Below are 16,924 nucleotides of genomic sequence, written 5' to 3'. Positions count from 1 at the left end.
GGCAGGGCGGGGCCGCCAGCCGGGTGCCGACGGCTCCGGTATGATCGCGGCCCCGGCGTCCACGCGGCGCCGGGGCGGTTTTCCCACGGTGTCCCCCGTGGGCCGCGAACCCGCTGGCGGTGCGTCACGCGCGTGCCAGCGAAAGGAAAAGCGTCTGGAACATGCTGGTCTTCATCATCCGGCGACTGATGCAGAGCGTGGTCGTGCTGCTGGTCATGTCGCTGCTCGTCTTTCTTGGCGTTTTTGCGATCGGGAACCCGATCGACATCCTGATCAGCCCGCAGGCCGACCAGGAGGACATCAAACGCACCATCGCCGCCCTCGGCCTGGACAAACCGCTATGGGAGCAGTACTGGATCTTCCTGCAGAACGCCCTGCACGGAAACCTGGGTATCTCGTTCGCCCATGGCACGCCGGCGCTGCGGCTTATTTTCGAACGCATGCCGGCCACGCTGGAGCTGGCGATCTGCGCCATCCTGCTGGCCATCGTGCTCGGCATCCCGCTGGGGCTGTGGGCCGGGCTGCGGCCCAACGGCGTGGCGGGCAAGACCATCATGACGGTGTCGATCCTGGGCTTCTCGCTGCCCACGTTCTGGGTCGGGCTGATGCTGATCATGGTCTTCGCGGTGCAGCTTGGCTGGCTGCCGTCGAACGGGCGCGGCGAGACGGTCCGCGTGCTCGGCGTGCCGCTGAGCTTCCTGACCGTGGACGGCATCCGCCACCTGATCCTGCCGGCCGTGACGCTGTCGCTGCTGAACATCGCCATGGTGATCCGGCTCACGCGCGCCGGCACCCAGGAGGCGATGCTGCAGGACTACGTGAAGTTCGCGCGCGCCAAGGGGCTGTCGAACACGCGCATCGTCGGCGTCCACGTTCTTAAGAATATTCTGATCCCGATCGTGACCGTGATCGCGCTCCAGTTCGGCTCGATCATCGCGTTCGCCATCGTCACGGAGTCGATCTTCGCCTGGCCCGGCATGGGCAAGCTGATCATCGACTCGATCCAGTTGCTGGACCGCCCCGTCATCGTCGCCTACCTGATGGTGATCGTGACGCTGTTCATCCTGATCAACCTGCTGGTGGACATTGTCTACAGCCTGCTTGATCCGCGCGTGCGCATCGCCGACAACAAGGGGTAAGCCATGAGCACTTCGACCCTCCCCGAGCCGGCACCGGCCCAGGCGCCCCGCGCCGTCAAGGAAGAGACCCCGCGGCGCCGCTTTGCGCGGCAGTTCTTTGCCAGCAAGCTGGCCGTGCTGGGGCTGGCCACGCTGGTGCTGATCGTGCTGATCGCGATCCTGGCGCCGTTCCTGGCCCCGCAGAACCCGTACGACCTGGCCACGCTGGACGTGCTCGACGCCCGGCTGGCCCCGGGCGAGCAGTCCGGCACCGGCATGACGTTCGTGATGGGGTCCGACGAGCAGGGCCGCGACATGCTGTCGGCCGTGATGTACGGTCTGCGCATCAGCGTCGGCGTGGGCGTGGTCAGCACCGTGATCGCGCTGCTGCTGGGCGCCACGCTCGGGCTGCTGGCCGGCTTCCTGGGGGGGGGCCGCACCGAGGCGTTCATCATGCGCGTGGCCGACCTGCAGCTCTCGTTCCCGCCGATCCTGCTGGCGCTGATCCTGCTGGCGTTCCTGCGGCCCGGCATCGGCAACATCGTGATCGCGCTGGTGGCCGTGCAGTGGGCGTACTACGCGCGCACCACGCGCAGCGCGGCGCTGGTGGAGCGGCGCAAGGAATACATTGAGGCCGCCACCTGCCTGGGCCTGCCGCCGCGCCGCATCATGTTCCGCCACCTGCTGCCGAACTGCCTGCCGCCGCTGATCGTGATCGCCGCGTTGCAGGTGGCGTCGGCCATCACGCTGGAGGCCACGCTGTCGTTCCTGGGGCTGGGCGTGCCCGTGACGGAGCCGTCGCTGGGCATGCTGATCGCCAACGGCCAGCAGTACATGCTGTCCGGCAAGTACTGGATCAGCTTCTTCCCCGGCATCGCGCTGGTCATCACGATCGTCGCGATGAACCTCGTGGCCGACCAGTTGCGCGACGTGCTGAACCCGCGCCTGCAGACCCAATAACCCGCCAGGAGCGCCAAGATGACACAGCCCACCCTGGTCGTGGAACACCTCAAGACGCAATTCTTCACGCGTGCCGGCGTGGCGCGGGCCGTCGACGACGTCTCGTTCTCGGTCGGCCGTGGCGAGATCATGGGCCTGGTCGGCGAATCGGGCTCGGGCAAGTCGATGACCGGCTATTCGATCATGGGACTGATCGATCCGCCGGGCAAGGTCGTGGACGGCCGCATCGCCCTGACCAGCCGCGACGGCGTGACGCGCGACCTGCGCGCGCTGACGCCGGCCCAGCAGCGCGACGTGCGCGGCAACCGCATCGCCATGATCTTCCAGGACCCGATGATGACGCTGAACCCCGTGCTGCGCATCGACACCCAGATGATCGAGGCGGTGCGCGCGCACGACAACGTCAGCAAGGCCGCCGCGCGCGAACGGGCCCGCAACGCGCTGGCCCGCGTGGGTATCCCGTCGCCGGACGAGCGGCTGCTGGCCTATCCGCACCAGTTCTCGGGCGGCATGCGGCAGCGCGTGGCCATCGCCATCGCGCTGCTGAACAAGCCCGACCTGATCATCGCCGACGAACCGACCACGGCGCTGGACGTCACCATCCAGGGCCAGATCCTCTACGAGATGCAGACGCTGTGCCGCGAATCGGGCACGGCCCTGATCTGGATCACGCACGACCTGTCCGTGGTGGCCGGCCTGGCCGACAAGGTCTGCGTGATGTACGCGGGCCGCATCGTCGAATCGGGCGATGTCCGCCAGGTGCTGGAGCGCCCGGCGCATCCCTATACGCACGGGCTGATCGGCTCGGCGCCGTCGCGCAACCCGCGCGGCACGCCGCTGCGGCAGATCCCGGGCATGACGCCGTCGCTGCTGAACCTGCCGGGCGGCTGCGCGTTTCGCAACCGCTGTCCCTACGCCACCGACGTCTGCAAGACCGATCCGCCGCTCGACGTCACGCCCGACGGCCGCCAGTTGCGCTGCTTCCACCCCGTGCACGCCCAGCAGGAGGCCGCATGAACACGCCCGTGATCGACAACCCGGCCGCCGCGCCGCTGTCCGCCGAAACGGCCACGCCGCCGGCGCCGCTGCTGGAATTGCGCGGCGTGTCCAAGCGCTTCGTCAAGACGCTGGACGTGGCGGCCAAGCTGGCCAACGTCTTCGGCGCGAAACAGAAGATGGAAGTGGTGCACGCCGTGGACAAGGTGGACCTGGCCATCCGCACCGGCGAGGTGGTGGGGCTGGTGGGCGAATCGGGCTGCGGCAAGTCCACGCTCGGCCGCATGGCCGTGGGCCTGCATACGCTGACCGAGGGCGAGCGGTTCTGGCGCGGCACCAACCTGGACCGCCTGCCGCCCGACAAGAAGCGCGAGAAGCAGCTTGGCATCCAGATGATCTTCCAGGACCCGTACGCGTCGCTGAACCCGCGCCTGCGCGTGCTGGACATCGTCGGCGAGGCGCCCGTGGTGCACGGCATGGTCGACAAGGGCGCCCAGCAGGCCTACGTCGAGGACATGCTGGTGCGCGTGGGCATGGACCCGACCGTGCTGCGGCGCTTTCCGCACCAGTTCTCGGGCGGCCAGCGGGCCCGCATCGGCATCGCGCGGGCGCTGGCGGTCAAGCCGGAATTCCTGGTCTGCGATGAATCGGTGGCCGCGCTGGACGTGTCGATCCAGGCCCAGGTGCTGAACCTGTTCATGCGCCTGCGCGAAGAACTGAACCTGACCTACCTGTTCATCAGCCACGACCTGGGCGTGGTCAAGCACATCAGCGACCGCGTGGTGATCATGTACCTGGGCCGCGTGGTGGAGTCCGCGCCCACCGACCAGGTGTTCGCGGCGCCCAACCATCCGTACACCCAGGCGCTGCTGGCCGAGGCGCCCAAGCTCGAAGTCGGCAAGAAAACCTACGTGGCGATCCGCGGCGAGATCCCGTCGCCGCTCCATCCACCCACGGGCTGCCACTTCCACCCGCGCTGCCCGCACGCGATGCCCCGCTGCACCACCGAACAGCCCGCGCTGAAGGAAATCGCCCCGCAGCGGTGGTCGGCTTGCCATCTGAATGACATGGGCTAGCGAGGGACAGATTGGTTTGCTCCCCTCTCCCACAACGTGGGAGAGGGGAGCAAACCAGCGGCGAAGCGCGAACCCAGCCCTACCGGATCACCACCCCCCGCGAGTTGATGATCGTCATTTCGACGAATTTCGAGCCCACGTGGTTGTCCGGGCCGAACTGGACGATGAAGCCGCCCAGGTCGACGTTGCGCATGCTTTCCAGCGCCATGACAAAGCGCTCGCGGGTCAGGTCCTTGCCGGCGCGGCGCAGGCCCTCGACGAACGCCTTGGCGGCGATGAAGCCTTCGATGCTGGCGTAGTCGAACGCGTTCTGCTTGCCGGCGGCCTGGAGCAGGCGCAGGTATTCGCGCACCACGGGCAGCGTGGCGTTGCCCGGGTGGGGCATCACCTGCGAGATGATCACGCCGCTGCCTTGCGGGCCCACCTCCTTGGCCAGCGCTTGCGTGCCGACGAACGACACGTTGTAGAACTGCCCGCTGTAGTTGCGGCGCAGCGCTTCCTTCACGAACGCGCCGGCCGTCCGGTAGGCGCTGATCAGCACCACGGCGTCGGGCTTGGCCTTCATGGCCTCCTGCATCGCGTCGCCAATCTCCACGGTGTTGCGGATCACGCTGGACTGCGCCACCAGCTTCACGCCGCTGTCGGCCGGCAGCGACTTGATCGCGTGCTCGATGCCGGCCAGCCCGGCCTTGCCGTAGCCATCATCGTTGTAGACGACGGCGATGCGCTTGAGCCCGGTGGTGCGGATCTGGCGCACGATGGCGGCCGTCTCCTCCTCGTAGCCGGCCCGCACGTGGAACACATAGCGGCTGTGCGGCTCGCGCAGCGTCTGGGCGCCCGTGAACGGCGCGAAGAACGGGATGCGTGCCTGGTTGACCAGCGGCAGCGCGGCCTGGCTGGTCGGCGTGCCCACGTAGCCGAATAGCGCAAAGACGTGGTCTTCCTCGATCAGCTTCTTCGTGTTCTTGATGGCCTCGTCGGGCTCGTAGGCGTCGTCCAGCACGCGGAGTTCGATCTTGCGGCCGAACACGCCGCCCTGGCTGTTCACGGCGTCGAAGTAAAGGCGGGCGCCGGCGTTCATCTGCTTGCCGAGCACCGCGGTGGGGCCGGACAGCGCGGCGGACTGGCCGAGCAGGATGGTGTCTGCGGTAACGCCGGACTCGCCGGCCGTGGTGTTCGCGGCAAAGGCGGCCCCGGTGGCGCCGCTGGCCGCGAGCGCGGCCGCCATCATCAGGCCGACCACGCGCCGGCGCTTGACCCCGTATGTGAAACCCATGTGAATCCCCGTCAAAAATCCGTCAAACGTTGTTGTTGCTTGTTGTTGCTACCCGCTGCTTTGTCGCAGCTTTCGGACCCCGCGCACCCCGTCCGGATCTTGTGCCGGTACGGGTGCCGGCCCGTGCCGGGCCGGACAGTGCGGGGCGGGCCCGGACTGCGCCGGCACATCATAATCGAATACAATCGGAGCCAAACAAATTCTCCCGGTCCGGAATGTTCGGCCGAGGCCACTGCGCCACAGTCGCCGTTGACAGGCGCGCCAGGCCATCCGCCCCACCATGCCCGCGCCGGGGCGCCCCCACCGTCTGACTGCCTGCCGAATTCCACCATGGCCACCCGCATCGTCCGTGCCGCCTGTCCCCATGATTGCCCCGATACCTGTGCGCTGCTCGTCACCGTCGAGGACGGCCGCGCCACCAAGGTTGCCGGCGACCCGGACCATCCCACCACCGGCGGCGTGCTCTGCACCAAGGTGTCGCGCTACACCGAGCGCACCTACCACCCTGACCGCGTGCTGACGCCGCTGCGCCGCGTGGGCCGCAAGGGCGAGGGCCGGTTCGAGCCGATCTCGTGGGACGTCGCGCTCGATGAGATTGCCACCCGCCTGACCGCCATCGCCGCCCGCAACCCGGAGGCCATCGTGCCGTACAGCTACGCGGGCACGATGGGGCTGGTGCAGGGCGAAAGCATGGCCGCGCGGTTCTTCCACAAGCTCGGCGCGTCGCTGCTTGATCGCACGATCTGTGCCAATGCCGGCGCCACGGCGCTGCGCTACACCTATGGCGCGAGCGTGGGGATGGACATCGAGCACGTGGTCGATGCGAAGCTGGTGATCATCTGGGGCGGCAACCCGATCGCGTCGAACCTGCATTTCTGGACGCGCGTGCAGGAGGCCAAGCGCCGCGGCGCCACGCTGGTGGCGATCGATCCGTACCGGTCGCTGACGGCCGAGAAATGCCATCGCCACATCGCGCCGATGCCCGGCACCGACGGCGCGCTGGCGCTGGCGATGATCCACGTGCTGATCCGCGACGGCCTGCTGGACCACGACTACATCGCCCGGCACACGGTGGGCTTCGACGCGTTGCGCGACCGGGCGATGGACTTTCCGCCGACCACGGCCGCCGGCATCTGCGGCGTGCCGGTGGAAGACATCGAGTGGCTGGCCGGCCTGTACGGCAGGATGGCCGTCACGGACCGCCAGCCGGTGGCCATCCGCCTGAACTACGGCATGCAGCGCGTGCGCGGCGGCGGCCAGGCCGTGCGCGCCGTGGCGTGCCTGCCGTCGCTGGTGGGCGCCTGGCGGCACGCGGCCGGCGGGCTGCAACTGTCGACGTCGGGCTTCTTCCCGGTGGACACCGCCGCGCTGCAGCGTCCGGACCTGCTGCCCGACTGGCCGCGCGTGCCGCGCACGGTCAACATGAGCACCATCGGCGACGCGCTGCTGGACGACGGCACGCAGGGCAACGGCCCGAAGATCGAGGCCGTGGTGGTCTACAACAGCAACCCGGTGGCCGTGGCGCCGGAATCGTCGAAGGTGGCCCAGGGGTTCGGGCGCGAAGACCTGTTCACCGTGGTGCTCGAACACTTCCGCACCGATACGGCCGACTACGCCGACATCGTGCTGCCGGCCACGACCCAGCTCGAACACGTGGACGTGCACAAGACCTACGGCCACGTCTACTTCATGGCCAACAACCAGGCCGTCGCCCCGCTGGGCCAGGCGCTGCCCAACACCGAGATCTTCCGCCGCCTGGCCGCGCGGATGGGCTTCACCGACCCGTGCTTTGCCGATAGCGACGAGACCATCGCCAGCCAGGCCATCCTGCGCGGCGACGCGCGCGCCGAGGGCATCAGCTGGGAGACGCTGAAGGACAAGGGCTGGCAGCGGCTCAACATCGGCGCCGCGCCGTTCGCCAACGGCGGCTTCCCGTCGGCGTCGGGCAAGTGCGAGTTCTATTCGGAAGCGATGGCCCGCGACGGGCTAGACCCCGTGCCGGCCTACGTGCCGCCGTACGAGACTCCGGCCTCGGCGCCGGAGCTGGCCGCCCGCTACCCGCTGTCGATGATCTCCCCGCCGGCGCGCAACTTCCTCAACAGCTCGTTCGTCAACGTGGACAGCCTGCGCGCCACCGAGGGCGAACCGCACCTGGACATCCACCCGGCGGACGCCGCCGCGCGCGGCATTGCCCATGGCGACATGGTGCGCGCCTACAACGACCGCGGCAGCATGCAGGCACGCGCCCGCGTGACCGACAAGGCCCGGCAGGGGCTGGTGGTGGGGCTGTCGATCTGGTGGAAGAAGCTGGCGCCGGACGGCAAGAACGCCAACGAGCTGACCAGCCAGCGCCTGACCGACCTGGGCCGCGCGCCGGTGTTCTATGACTGCCTCGTGGAAGTGGAGGCGGTGCGCACCGGGGCCCTGGCATCATGACGCGCTGGCCGGCCCTGCGGCGCCTGGCGGCGGTCCTTGCCGGACTGGCCGTGCTGGCGCTGGCGGCCGGCTGCGACACGGTCGGCTATTACTACCAGTCGATCGGCGGCCACCTGGGCGTGATGGCGTCGGCGCAGTCGCTGGACGACGCCATCGCCACCGCCAACGGCGCCAACGACGCCCGGCTGGCCCAGCGGCTGGAACTGGCCCGCCGCATCCGCGACTACGCCTCGCGTGAACTGAAGCTGCCGGACAACGGCAGCTACCGCCGCTACGCCAACCTGCACCGGCCCTACGTGGTCTGGAGCGTGTTCGCCACGCCCGAGCTGTCGATGGACCTGCGCAAGTGGTGCTTCCCCATCGTCGGCTGCATCACCTACCGCGGCTACTACAGCCAGGACGATGCCGAACAGTACGCGCAGGGCCTGCGCCGCAGCGGCTTCGAGACCTACGTGGCCGGCATCCCCGCCTACTCGACGCTCGGCTATTTCGACGACCCGCTGCTCAACACCTTCGTCTACCAGCCCGAGGGGGAACTGGCGCGGCTGGTCTTCCACGAACTGGCGCACCAGGTGGTCTACGTGCGCAACGACACGGCGTTCAACGAGTCGTTCGCCACGGCCGTCGAAGTGGCCGGCGTGGAGCGCTGGCTGGCCCAGGAGGGCTCGGCCGACGCGCGCGCCAGCTACCGGATCTACGACGGCCGCCGCCGCCAGTTCCGTACGATGCTGCTGGGCACCCGCGACAAGCTCGTCACGCTCTACAAGTCGCCGCTGGACGACGAGGCCAAGCGCCAAGGCAAGGCGCGGATCTTCGACGAACTGCGGCAGGAGTACGCGGCGCTGAAGACCGAATGGGGCGGCTACACCGGCTACGACCGCTGGTTCGACCAGCCGCTGACCAACGCCCACCTGGCCGCCGTGGCCACGTACCAGCAATGGGTGCCGGCGTTCACGGCGCTGCTGGCGCAGTCCGGCGACTGGACGCGCTTCTACGCCGCCGCGCGCCAGATCGGCGACCTGCCGCCCGCCCAGCGCGACGCCGCGCTGCGCCAGCTGGCCCCGCCGGCCACCGAGGTCACGCCGCTCACCGCGCGTGGCAGCGGCGGCGCCGGCGCCGATACGTCGAAACCCTGACACGGGAGTTTCCCGATGGTGACGCGCGGTACGCATGCGAAAATGGCGGCCATGTCTCACGCCCCCCGAAAAGCCGGCAGCCCGCCGCGCGCCGCCGAAGCTGCGTCCCTGAGCGACGATGGCCCCGCGCGTTCGCACATCGCCGAACGCCAGGAAGCGCGCCGCCGCCAGATCCTGGACACGGCCGCGCAGCTCTTCTACACCAAGGGCTACCCGGGCATGACGATGAACGACCTGTGCCGGGCGCTGGGCGTGACCAAGCCGGCGGTCTACTACTACTTCGCCGACAAGTACGAGATCTTCGACATCCTGTGCCGCGAATCGGCCCAGACCTGCCTGCCGGTGATCCGCGAGACCGCCAACCCGGCGCTGCCCGTGCGCGAGCGGCTGCACGCCTGCCTGCTGGAAATGGCACGCCGCTGCGTGCGCTGCCACGTGGCAGCCGCGCTGAGCTTTCGCGACAACCAGTACCTGAAGCCGGACACCGTGGACTGGCTCAACGCCATGGCGCGCGATTTCTACCGCGACCTGTACGGCCTGCTGGAGGAAGGGCGCGCCACCGGCGTGTTCGCGTTCGGCGACGCGCGCGTGACCGCGCATTCCATGGGCGGCGTGATCGGCTTCATGTACACCTGGCACGAGCCCGGCCGGATGGACGCCGAGGCGCTGGCCCAGGAACTGGCGCGCAACATGATGAAGCTGGTGCTGCCGCCGGCTTGACCGCGGCCAAGGTTGTGGCGATGGGCGCCGATTTTGTCAGGGTATTCCCTTGAAGCCGGCGCGGGGTGCCGCATAATCCACGATTTCGACGCTCCCGTTCGTGGAGGACTTCGTCTAACGGGTTGTCTTTACATGGGGCACGCGTTTAGCATTCCCCAAAAATCGAACGACCATTCAGAAATTCAGGAGACGGTATGGAAAAGCTGTGGCTGAAACACTATCCGGCAGGCGTACCGGCAGAGATCGACGCCAGTCAGTTCCGTTCGCTGGCCCAGTTGCTTGAGCACTCGTTCCGTACCTACGCCGACCGGCGCGCGTTCATCTGCATGGACCGCGCCATTACCTACGGCGAACTCGACCGCCTGTCGCGCCAGGTGGCGGCGTGGCTCCAATCGCGCGGCCTGCGTCCGGGCGCGCGCGTGGCCATCATGATGCCGAACGTGCTGCAGTACCCCGTGGTGCTGGCCGCCGTGCTGCGCGCCGGCTACGTGGTGGTCAACGTCAACCCGCTGTACACGCCGCGCGAGCTGGAGCACCAGCTCAAGGACAGCGGCGCCGAGGCGATCTTCATCCTGGAAAACTTTGCCGCCACGCTGCAGGCCGTGCTGGCGGCCACGCCGGTCAAGCATGTGGTGGTGGCCAGCATGGGCGACATGCTGGGCGGGCTGAAGGGCGCCATCGTCAATTTCGTGGTGCGTAACGTCAAGAAGATGGTGCCGGCGTGGGAGCTGCCCAACTGCGTGCGCTTCAACGACGTGCTGGCCGAATCGCGCGCCATGGAACTCAAGCCGGTGGATACCGGGCCGGACGACATCGCGTTCCTGCAATACACGGGCGGCACCACGGGCGTGTCCAAGGGCGCCACGCTGCTGCACCGGAACATCGTGGCCAACGTGCTGCAGTCCGAGGCGTGGATGCAGCCGGCGCTGGCCAAGGGCGCCCATATCGACCAGGTGGTGACGATCACGGCGCTGCCGCTGTACCACATCTTCGCGCTGACGGTCTGCTGCCTGCTGGGCATGCGTAGCGGCGGGCTGAGCATCCTGATCCCGAACCCGCGCGACATCCCGGGCTTCATCAAGGAACTGCAGAAGTACAAGTTCCACATGTTCCCGGCCGTGAACACGCTCTACAACGCGCTGCTGAACCACCCGGACTTCGGCAAGATCGACTGCTCGGGCCTGCGCGTGGCCAACGGCGGCGGCATGGCCGTGCAGGAAGCGGTGGCCAAGAACTGGCTGGCCAAGACCGGCTGCCCGATCATCGAGGGCTACGGCCTGTCGGAGACGTCGCCGTCGGCCACCTGCAACCCGACCGATACGGACACGTTCTCGGGCACGATCGGGCTGCCGCTGCCGTCCACCGAGGTGTCGATCCGCGACGACGACGGCAACGAACTGCCGCTGGGCCAGCCGGGCGAGATCTGCCTGCGCGGCCCGCAGGTGATGGCCGGCTACTGGAACCGCCCGGACGAGACCGCCAAGGTCATGACGCCGGACGGCTTCTTCAAGACCGGTGACATCGGCATCATGGACGAGCGCGGCTACACGAAGATCGTCGACCGCAAGAAGGACATGATCCTGGTCTCGGGCTTCAACGTGTATCCGAACGAGGTGGAAGGCGTAGTTGCCGAATGCCCGGGCGTGCTGGAAGTGGCCGCCGTGGGCGTGCCCGACCAGCACTCGGGCGAGGTGGTCAAGCTGTTCGTCGTGAAGAAGGACCCGGCGCTGTCCGAGGCCGACGTGATCGCGTACTGCAAGGACCGCCTGACCGGCTACAAGCGGCCGAAGTACGTGGAATTCCGCACCGAACTGCCGAAGACCAACGTCGGCAAGATCCTGCGCCGCGAACTGCGCGACAGCAGGAAGGCGGCCTGATCAGGGCTGCCTGACGCGCGCCTCTCTGCCGCACTGCGGCAGGGGCGCCGCCCCCTCCTCAACACTCGTTCGACGGCGCAAGCTGCGGCTGGGTGGTCCCGTCCGGATAGATCAGCCTGACGCACGCGCCCGGCTCCAGCCCCGGCGCGGCGGGGCCGTTGACTTCAGCCACCAGGCCGTCGGCCGTCCGGACCTTGTACTGGAACAGGTCCATCAGCAGCGGCGGCTGCGGCTTGCGGAAAAGCTGGGTCAGATCCACCGCGAAACCCACGCCCACCGCACCCCCGCCGCCACCGCCACCCCCCGCGGCCACGCCGCCCACGCTGCTGTAGCCACCGTAGCTGGACCCCTGCGGCACTTCCACGCGCGACACGAAGGTTTTCTCCGTCACCCGCCCCAGCTTGACCGTGGCGTTGATCGGCGTCACCTGTGGTGGCGTGGGCGTGCTGCTGCAGGCGGCCAGCAGGCAGGCGGCGGCCATGGCGGGACGAACGCGGGGAAGCATGGGTCGGGCGGGGCGGGCGGATTGGGTCATGGCGAGCTCAGGCTGGTTTTGAGGCGTCCCAGCAGTCGGAAGAGGGCGCGCCTGTCCGTTTCGGCAAGCCCGGCGAACAATTGTTCCACCCAGCCCTCGTGGGCGCTGGCCATGCGCGAGAAGGCCTCGCGGCCGGCCGGGGTCAGGCGGATCAGGTAGGCGCGGCGGTCGGTGGGCAGCGCCTCGCGCGTGACCAGGCCCTCTTGCTGGAGCTGGTCGGTGATGCCGGTGACGTTGCCGCCGGTCACCATCATGCGGCGCGACAGCTCACCCATCTTGAGACCCTCGGGATGGCGGTCGAGCTGGGACATCAGGTCAAAACGCGGCAGCGTCACCGCGAACTCCTGGCGCAGGCGCGAGCGGATGTCGCCCTCGATCAGCGTGGTGCAGGTCAGCAGGCGCAGCCAGAGCCGCAGCGCCTCGTGCTCCGATTCCCCGGCACTGGTTTCCAGGTCTACCGGGGCGCCCTCGGTGGCGGCGCTGCTGGCGGCGGAAGGATTGGGCATCGTGATCCGGGAAGCTCGAACATTTGATGCCTCAAGTATATGCGCTGCCGGGGCGGGCTGGCGCCCGGCCTAGTCGACCTTGGCGCCCGAGTCCTTGACCACCTTGGCCCACTTGGTGGTCTCGGCGCGGATCAGCGCGGCGAACTGCTCGGGCGTGTTGCCGCTGGGCTCGGCGCCCTGGGCCACCAGCCGCTCGCGCACGGCCGGCGTGCCGAGGCTCTTGGACACTTCCTGCTGGATGCGGTGGATGATCTCCGGCGGCGTGCCGGCCGGCGCCAGCAGGCCAAACCACGAACTGGCCTCGAAGCTGGGCAGGTTCGCGGCCTGGGCCACCGTGGGCACCCCCGGCAGCGCCGGCGACGGCTTGGCGCTGGTCACCGCCAGCGCCTTGAGCTTGCCGGACTTGATCAGCTGCATCGACGACGGCAGGTTGTCGAACATCACCTGCATCGTGCCGCCCGTCATGTCGGTCAGCGCCGGGCCACTGCCGCGGTACGGAAAATGGACCATGAACGTCTTGGTCTGGGTCTTGAACAGCTCGCCGGCCAGGTGGATCGACGTGCCGTTGCCGCTGGACGCCATGTTCAGCTTGCCCGGATTGGCGCGCGCGTAGGCGATCAGGTCGTTCACCGAGTTGATCTTGTTCTGCTGCGCGAACGCCGGGTTGACCACCAGCACGTTCGGCACGGCCGCCACCAGCGTGATCGGCGCGAAATCCTTGATCGGATCGAACGGCAGCTTGCCGTACAGCGACTGGTTGATGCCGTGCGTGCCGACCGTGCCCATCAGCAGCGTGTAGCCGTCCGGCGCCGCCTTGGCGACGATGTCCGAGCCGATGTTGCCGCCCGCGCCGGGTTTGTTGTCGACCACCACGTTCCAGCCGGGCAGCTTCGACAGCTCGGCCGATACGGCGCGCGCCATGATGTCGGTGGTGCCGCCGGCCGGGAACGGCACGACCAGCCGGATCGGCCGGGCGGGATAGGCGTCGCTGGCATGGACGGACGCCGCGGCCAGCGGCCCCAGAGCGATCGACAGGAACAGCGCGAGGGTGCGCCGGCGGGGTGCGTGCATGGCAAGGTCTCCAGGTATGGCGGCCGGGTGTTCCGGTCTGCAGGCCATTCTAGTTTGGCGGACGCCACTTCGCGGATGAGGTGAAACCCGTTGAGACATTCACCGCGCGCCATGAAAAAAAGGCGCCCGAAGGCGCCTTGGAAGATAAGGAACAATGTCGACGGCGCGAGGCGGTCAGAACTTGTGGCGGATACCGACGGCCACGCCGATCTGGCTGTTCTTGCCCTGCTGCAGGAAGTAGCCGTTGGCAAAGCTCACGGCCGAGGTGTCGAAGTTCAGGCCCGAGTTCTTCACGTAGCCGGCCGTCAGGTAGACGTCCGTGCGCTTCGAGAAGTTGTAGTCGGCCACGAAGCTGATCTGCCACGGGTTGGCCGGGTTGTTCGACGCCAGGCCCGAGGCCGCGCGCAGTTGGCTGATGTCGTCGTAGAAGTACGCCAGCGTCAGGCCCAGCGGCGGGGTGACCTGGTAGTTCAGGCCGGCCCAGTAGTAGTTGTCGCGCTGCAGTTCGGCACCGTCGGCGGCGGTCAGGCGGCCGTAGCGGGCGCCGATCATGCCCTTGAACGGGCCCACCGCGTAGCTGCCGGCCACGCCAATCTTGCGCGAGCGGCCTTGCTGGCCGATCACGACGGCCGGACGCCATTCGTCATAGGCCACGGTCAGGCCGAACGGACCGCTCATGTACAGCAGGCCGGCGCCGCCGCCCGCGTTGTTGTTGAAGTTGCCCGGCACTTCGCCGGCGCCCGCGCCTGCCAGCGGCACGGGGCCGATGGCGGCCACGCCGGTGCCGAAGCTCCAGTGCGCCTCGGCCGTCAGCGGGCCGGCCTTGGCCGTGTACTTGACCGTGTTGTCCGAACGGAAGTTGGTGCCAAGCTGCGCCACCACCGGTTCGTAGATCGTCGCGTAGCCGGTCGGCGAGAAGTTCGCGAACATGTCGAACATCGTCGTGTACTGGCGACCGAAGGTCAGGCGGCCCAGCGTGTTGCTCTGCAGGCCGACGTACGCCTGACGACCGAACAGGCGGCCGCCCTGCTGCGAGCGGCCGTCATCGAGGCCGAAACCGCTTTCCAGCACGAACAGCGCCGAATTGCCGCCGCCCAGGTCTTCGGTACCGCGCAGGCCCCAGCGCGAGCCGGACAGGCCGCCACCGGTCTGCAGGCCAACGCGGCTGCCGCCGCCCGGCAGCGATTGCGGGATGCCGCTGGCGTTCAGGCCGGCCGGCGTGGTGTTGACGCCCGGTGCCAGGTGGTTGTTGTATTCGATCGGCACGTCAACGACGCCGTACAGGGTCACGCTCGATTGCGCATTTGCAGCCGTGGCAAAAGCGCTCATCGCGGCAAGCGCGAGTAGCGATTTTTTCATGCTGGGTGATCTCCACTTAAGAATTATTAGTTGAAGCTATGCGGAAGGACCTCCTGTGAGCCCTCTTCATCCTTCCGTGCTTGACTTCCTGGGAAGCTGCCGACCACTCTAGCAAAAGCGCTCTTTTTTTGACCCTGTGGTAAACGTCTTGTCTGGTTTTCACAACTAAGGGTTATTGGGGACCCGGCCTTAGCGAAACCAAGCCGTGGCATGGCATGGCACAAACCTGCACAAAACGGCGCGGGTACAATGCGGGAAATCCCGGAACGGTGCCGAGACAACCCTCTACCCATCAGTGGGGCATCGCGCGTGCCGGCTCCGCAGACTCTCCATTGACACACGCATGGACACGCTGATCAGAGAATTCGACGTGGCGCTGCGCGCCATCGCCGGCGCCACGCGCGGCGGCCGGGACAACCCGGCGGACCGGCTCGCGCCCGACGCGGAGCAGATGAGCCCCGAGGAACGCCGGCACGTGGCCGGCCTCATGCGCATCAACCATGTCGGCGAGGTCTGCGCCCAGGCCCTGTACCAGGCGCAGAAGCTGGCCGCGCACAGCGCGCCGGTCCGCGCGCAGATGGACGCCGCCGCGCGCGAGGAAGAAGACCACCTGGCATGGTGCGCCGAGCGGCTGCGCGAACTGGGTTCGCGGCCGAGCCTGCTGAATCCGCTCTGGTACGCCGGCGCGTTCGCGATCGGCTTTGTTGCGGGCCGGGCCGGCGACCGCGTGAGCCTGGGCTTTGTCGCCGAGACCGAGCGCCAGGTCGAGCACCATCTGACCGGACACCTGGAACGCCTGCCCGCCGCCGATGGCCGCTCGCGCGCGATCCTCGAACAGATGCGCGACGACGAAGTCCGCCATGGCGATGCCGCGCGCGATGCCGGCGGCGTGCCGCTGCCCGGGCCGGTGCGCGCGCTGATGCGTGCCGCGTCCCGGGTGATGACCACCACGGCCTATCGCATCTGAGTACATTCGAGCCGGGCGGGCCGTCGCTGCCTGCCCCGCCTGTGGAAAACCGCCGCGAGCCCTTGGCCGGACGGGGCTGGCGGCAAAACGTTGTATCCTTCCCCACGGCGCGGAACGCAAATGTGTCCGCGCCGTCAGCAGTCCCTCCCGCGAGTCGTTCTCAGGTGGTTTCTCTGCTTTGCTCCCCAAGTGCTTCATTTCATTAAGGATTCACTGTTGCGGTGCGTGAAGTTGGCGCGCTAAGTCTTTGTTCTGATTAAAAAAACCCCCTTTTTTGCCCCATCTCGAGCCTTGACCGGCCAAAATGCTTCCTCTAAAGTGGGAAATAGTGTGAGGAAGTGTATTTTTGTGTGATAAACCGACCTCCGTCTGCGATCATTCGCGTCGGAACAATCGGTTGCGGTCAATGACGAATCGACCTGCCAAAGGCTGGAATAGCCGGCGGTTACCGGGGGAAAGAGCTTGTTTCAGGGAGCATCGGCGCTGTCGCTCGATGCCAAGGGCCGGATGTCCATTCCGGCCAGGCACCGCGAGGCGCTGCAATCGCAGGCCGAGGGCCGGGTGACGCTGACCAAGCACCCGGATGGCTGCCTGTTGCTCTTTCCCAGGCCCGAATGGGAGGTCTTTCGCGGCCGCATCGCGGCGCTGCCGATGGATGCGCATTGGTGGAAGCGCATCTTCCTGGGCAACGCCGCCGACGTGGAGATGGACGGCGCAGGCCGCGTGCTGATCGCACCGGAGCTGCGCAGTGCCGCCATGCTCGACAAGGAAGTGATGCTGCTCGGCATGGGCAGCCATTTCGAAGTCTGGGATGCCGCCACCTACGCCGCCAAGGAACAGGCGGCGATGGCGCAAGGCATGCCGGACGCATTGAAGAATTTCTCTTTCTGA

The 16,924-nt window shown here is 67.9% G+C and carries 15 protein-coding genes; 10 read left to right on the top strand and 5 right to left on the bottom strand.

Going from position 1 to position 16,924, the window contains the following annotated elements:
• The first annotated feature begins 161 nt into the window (after nucleotides 1-161).
• From EPAKOI_RS14275 to EPAKOI_RS14260, 4 genes are read left to right on the top strand one after another with little or no spacing between them, the layout of a single operon-like run.
• A complete protein-coding gene (locus tag EPAKOI_RS14275) occupies nucleotides 162-1,139 on the top strand; it encodes an ABC transporter permease (RefSeq protein WP_313835369.1) in 978 nt (325 codons plus the stop codon).
• Nucleotides 1,140-1,142: 3 nt separating this feature from the next.
• Nucleotides 1,143-2,078 carry an ABC transporter permease gene (locus tag EPAKOI_RS14270; protein ID WP_423192465.1) on the top strand — a complete coding sequence of 312 codons (936 nt, stop codon included), beginning with the start codon at nucleotides 1,143-1,145 and terminating at the stop codon, nucleotides 2,076-2,078.
• Between the two features lie 18 nt (nucleotides 2,079-2,096).
• On the top strand, nucleotides 2,097-3,095 hold the full coding sequence (locus EPAKOI_RS14265) for an ABC transporter ATP-binding protein (RefSeq protein WP_423192464.1): 999 nt from the start codon (nucleotides 2,097-2,099) through the stop codon (nucleotides 3,093-3,095).
• On the top strand, nucleotides 3,092-4,150 hold the full coding sequence (locus tag EPAKOI_RS14260; protein WP_423192463.1) for an ABC transporter ATP-binding protein: 1,059 nt from the start codon (nucleotides 3,092-3,094) through the stop codon (nucleotides 4,148-4,150). The genes EPAKOI_RS14265 and EPAKOI_RS14260 overlap by 4 nt, the downstream gene beginning before the upstream one ends.
• Nucleotides 4,151-4,229: 79 nt before the next feature.
• Here the strand turns inward: EPAKOI_RS14260 and EPAKOI_RS14255 are convergent, their stop codons facing one another.
• The gene (locus EPAKOI_RS14255) at nucleotides 4,230-5,426 is read right to left on the bottom strand and encodes an ABC transporter substrate-binding protein (RefSeq protein ID WP_124683182.1); all 1,197 of its coding nucleotides are present in this window, start codon (nucleotides 5,424-5,426) and stop codon (nucleotides 4,230-4,232) included.
• A gap of 330 nt (nucleotides 5,427-5,756) precedes the next feature.
• On the opposite strand from EPAKOI_RS14255, the gene EPAKOI_RS14250 reads away from it, so the two are divergent.
• The 4 genes from EPAKOI_RS14250 to EPAKOI_RS14235 all read left to right on the top strand — a co-directional run bounded on the left by EPAKOI_RS14250 (nucleotide 5,757) and on the right by EPAKOI_RS14235 (nucleotide 11,595).
• On the top strand, nucleotides 5,757-7,862 hold the full coding sequence (locus EPAKOI_RS14250; protein ID WP_423192462.1) for a molybdopterin-containing oxidoreductase family protein: 2,106 nt from the start codon (nucleotides 5,757-5,759) through the stop codon (nucleotides 7,860-7,862).
• The gene (locus EPAKOI_RS14245; RefSeq protein WP_423192461.1) at nucleotides 7,859-8,998 is read left to right on the top strand and encodes an aminopeptidase; all 1,140 of its coding nucleotides are present in this window, start codon (nucleotides 7,859-7,861) and stop codon (nucleotides 8,996-8,998) included. Before EPAKOI_RS14250 ends, EPAKOI_RS14245 begins: the two co-directional genes overlap by 4 nt.
• Nucleotides 8,999-9,049: 51 nt before the next feature.
• Nucleotides 9,050-9,718 (top strand): TetR/AcrR family transcriptional regulator, encoded by a 669-nt coding sequence (locus EPAKOI_RS14240; protein WP_216643972.1) that lies wholly within the window; start codon nucleotides 9,050-9,052, stop codon nucleotides 9,716-9,718.
• 194 nt (nucleotides 9,719-9,912) lie between these two features.
• The gene (locus EPAKOI_RS14235; protein WP_124683186.1) at nucleotides 9,913-11,595 is read left to right on the top strand and encodes a long-chain fatty acid--CoA ligase; all 1,683 of its coding nucleotides are present in this window, start codon (nucleotides 9,913-9,915) and stop codon (nucleotides 11,593-11,595) included.
• Between the two features lie 58 nt (nucleotides 11,596-11,653).
• On the opposite strand, the gene EPAKOI_RS14230 is transcribed toward EPAKOI_RS14235, so the two are convergent.
• The 4 genes from EPAKOI_RS14230 to EPAKOI_RS14215 all read right to left on the bottom strand — a co-directional run bounded on the left by EPAKOI_RS14230 (nucleotide 11,654) and on the right by EPAKOI_RS14215 (nucleotide 15,066).
• Complete coding sequence (locus EPAKOI_RS14230) at nucleotides 11,654-12,100, bottom strand: hypothetical protein (RefSeq protein ID WP_423192460.1); 447 nt, start codon at nucleotides 12,098-12,100, stop codon at nucleotides 11,654-11,656.
• A 26-nt stretch (nucleotides 12,101-12,126) separates the two neighbouring features.
• Nucleotides 12,127-12,636 carry a MarR family winged helix-turn-helix transcriptional regulator gene (locus tag EPAKOI_RS14225; protein WP_124683188.1) on the bottom strand — a complete coding sequence of 170 codons (510 nt, stop codon included), beginning with the start codon at nucleotides 12,634-12,636 and terminating at the stop codon, nucleotides 12,127-12,129.
• Nucleotides 12,637-12,705: 69 nt separating this feature from the next.
• The gene (locus EPAKOI_RS14220; RefSeq protein WP_124683189.1) at nucleotides 12,706-13,707 is read right to left on the bottom strand and encodes a Bug family tripartite tricarboxylate transporter substrate binding protein; all 1,002 of its coding nucleotides are present in this window, start codon (nucleotides 13,705-13,707) and stop codon (nucleotides 12,706-12,708) included.
• 174 nt (nucleotides 13,708-13,881) lie between these two features.
• A complete protein-coding gene (locus EPAKOI_RS14215) occupies nucleotides 13,882-15,066 on the bottom strand; it encodes a porin (RefSeq protein WP_124683190.1) in 1,185 nt (394 codons plus the stop codon).
• Between the two features lie 343 nt (nucleotides 15,067-15,409).
• Between EPAKOI_RS14215 and coq7 the strand changes: the two genes are divergently transcribed.
• Nucleotides 15,410-16,033: a 2-polyprenyl-3-methyl-6-methoxy-1,4-benzoquinone monooxygenase gene (gene coq7, locus EPAKOI_RS14210; RefSeq protein ID WP_313835362.1), complete on the top strand. Its 624-nt coding sequence runs from the start codon at nucleotides 15,410-15,412 to the stop codon at nucleotides 16,031-16,033.
• Between the two features lie 462 nt (nucleotides 16,034-16,495).
• On the top strand, nucleotides 16,496-16,924 hold the full coding sequence (gene mraZ / locus EPAKOI_RS14205; protein ID WP_124683192.1) for a division/cell wall cluster transcriptional repressor MraZ: 429 nt from the start codon (nucleotides 16,496-16,498) through the stop codon (nucleotides 16,922-16,924).

This window comes from Cupriavidus sp. H18C2, assembly GCF_049393795.1.
GTDB classification, from domain to species: domain Bacteria; phylum Pseudomonadota; class Gammaproteobacteria; order Burkholderiales; family Burkholderiaceae; genus Cupriavidus; species Cupriavidus pauculus_C.
Note: the sequence above shows the minus strand (reverse complement) of the source record. Positions and strands in the feature narration are given on the sequence as shown.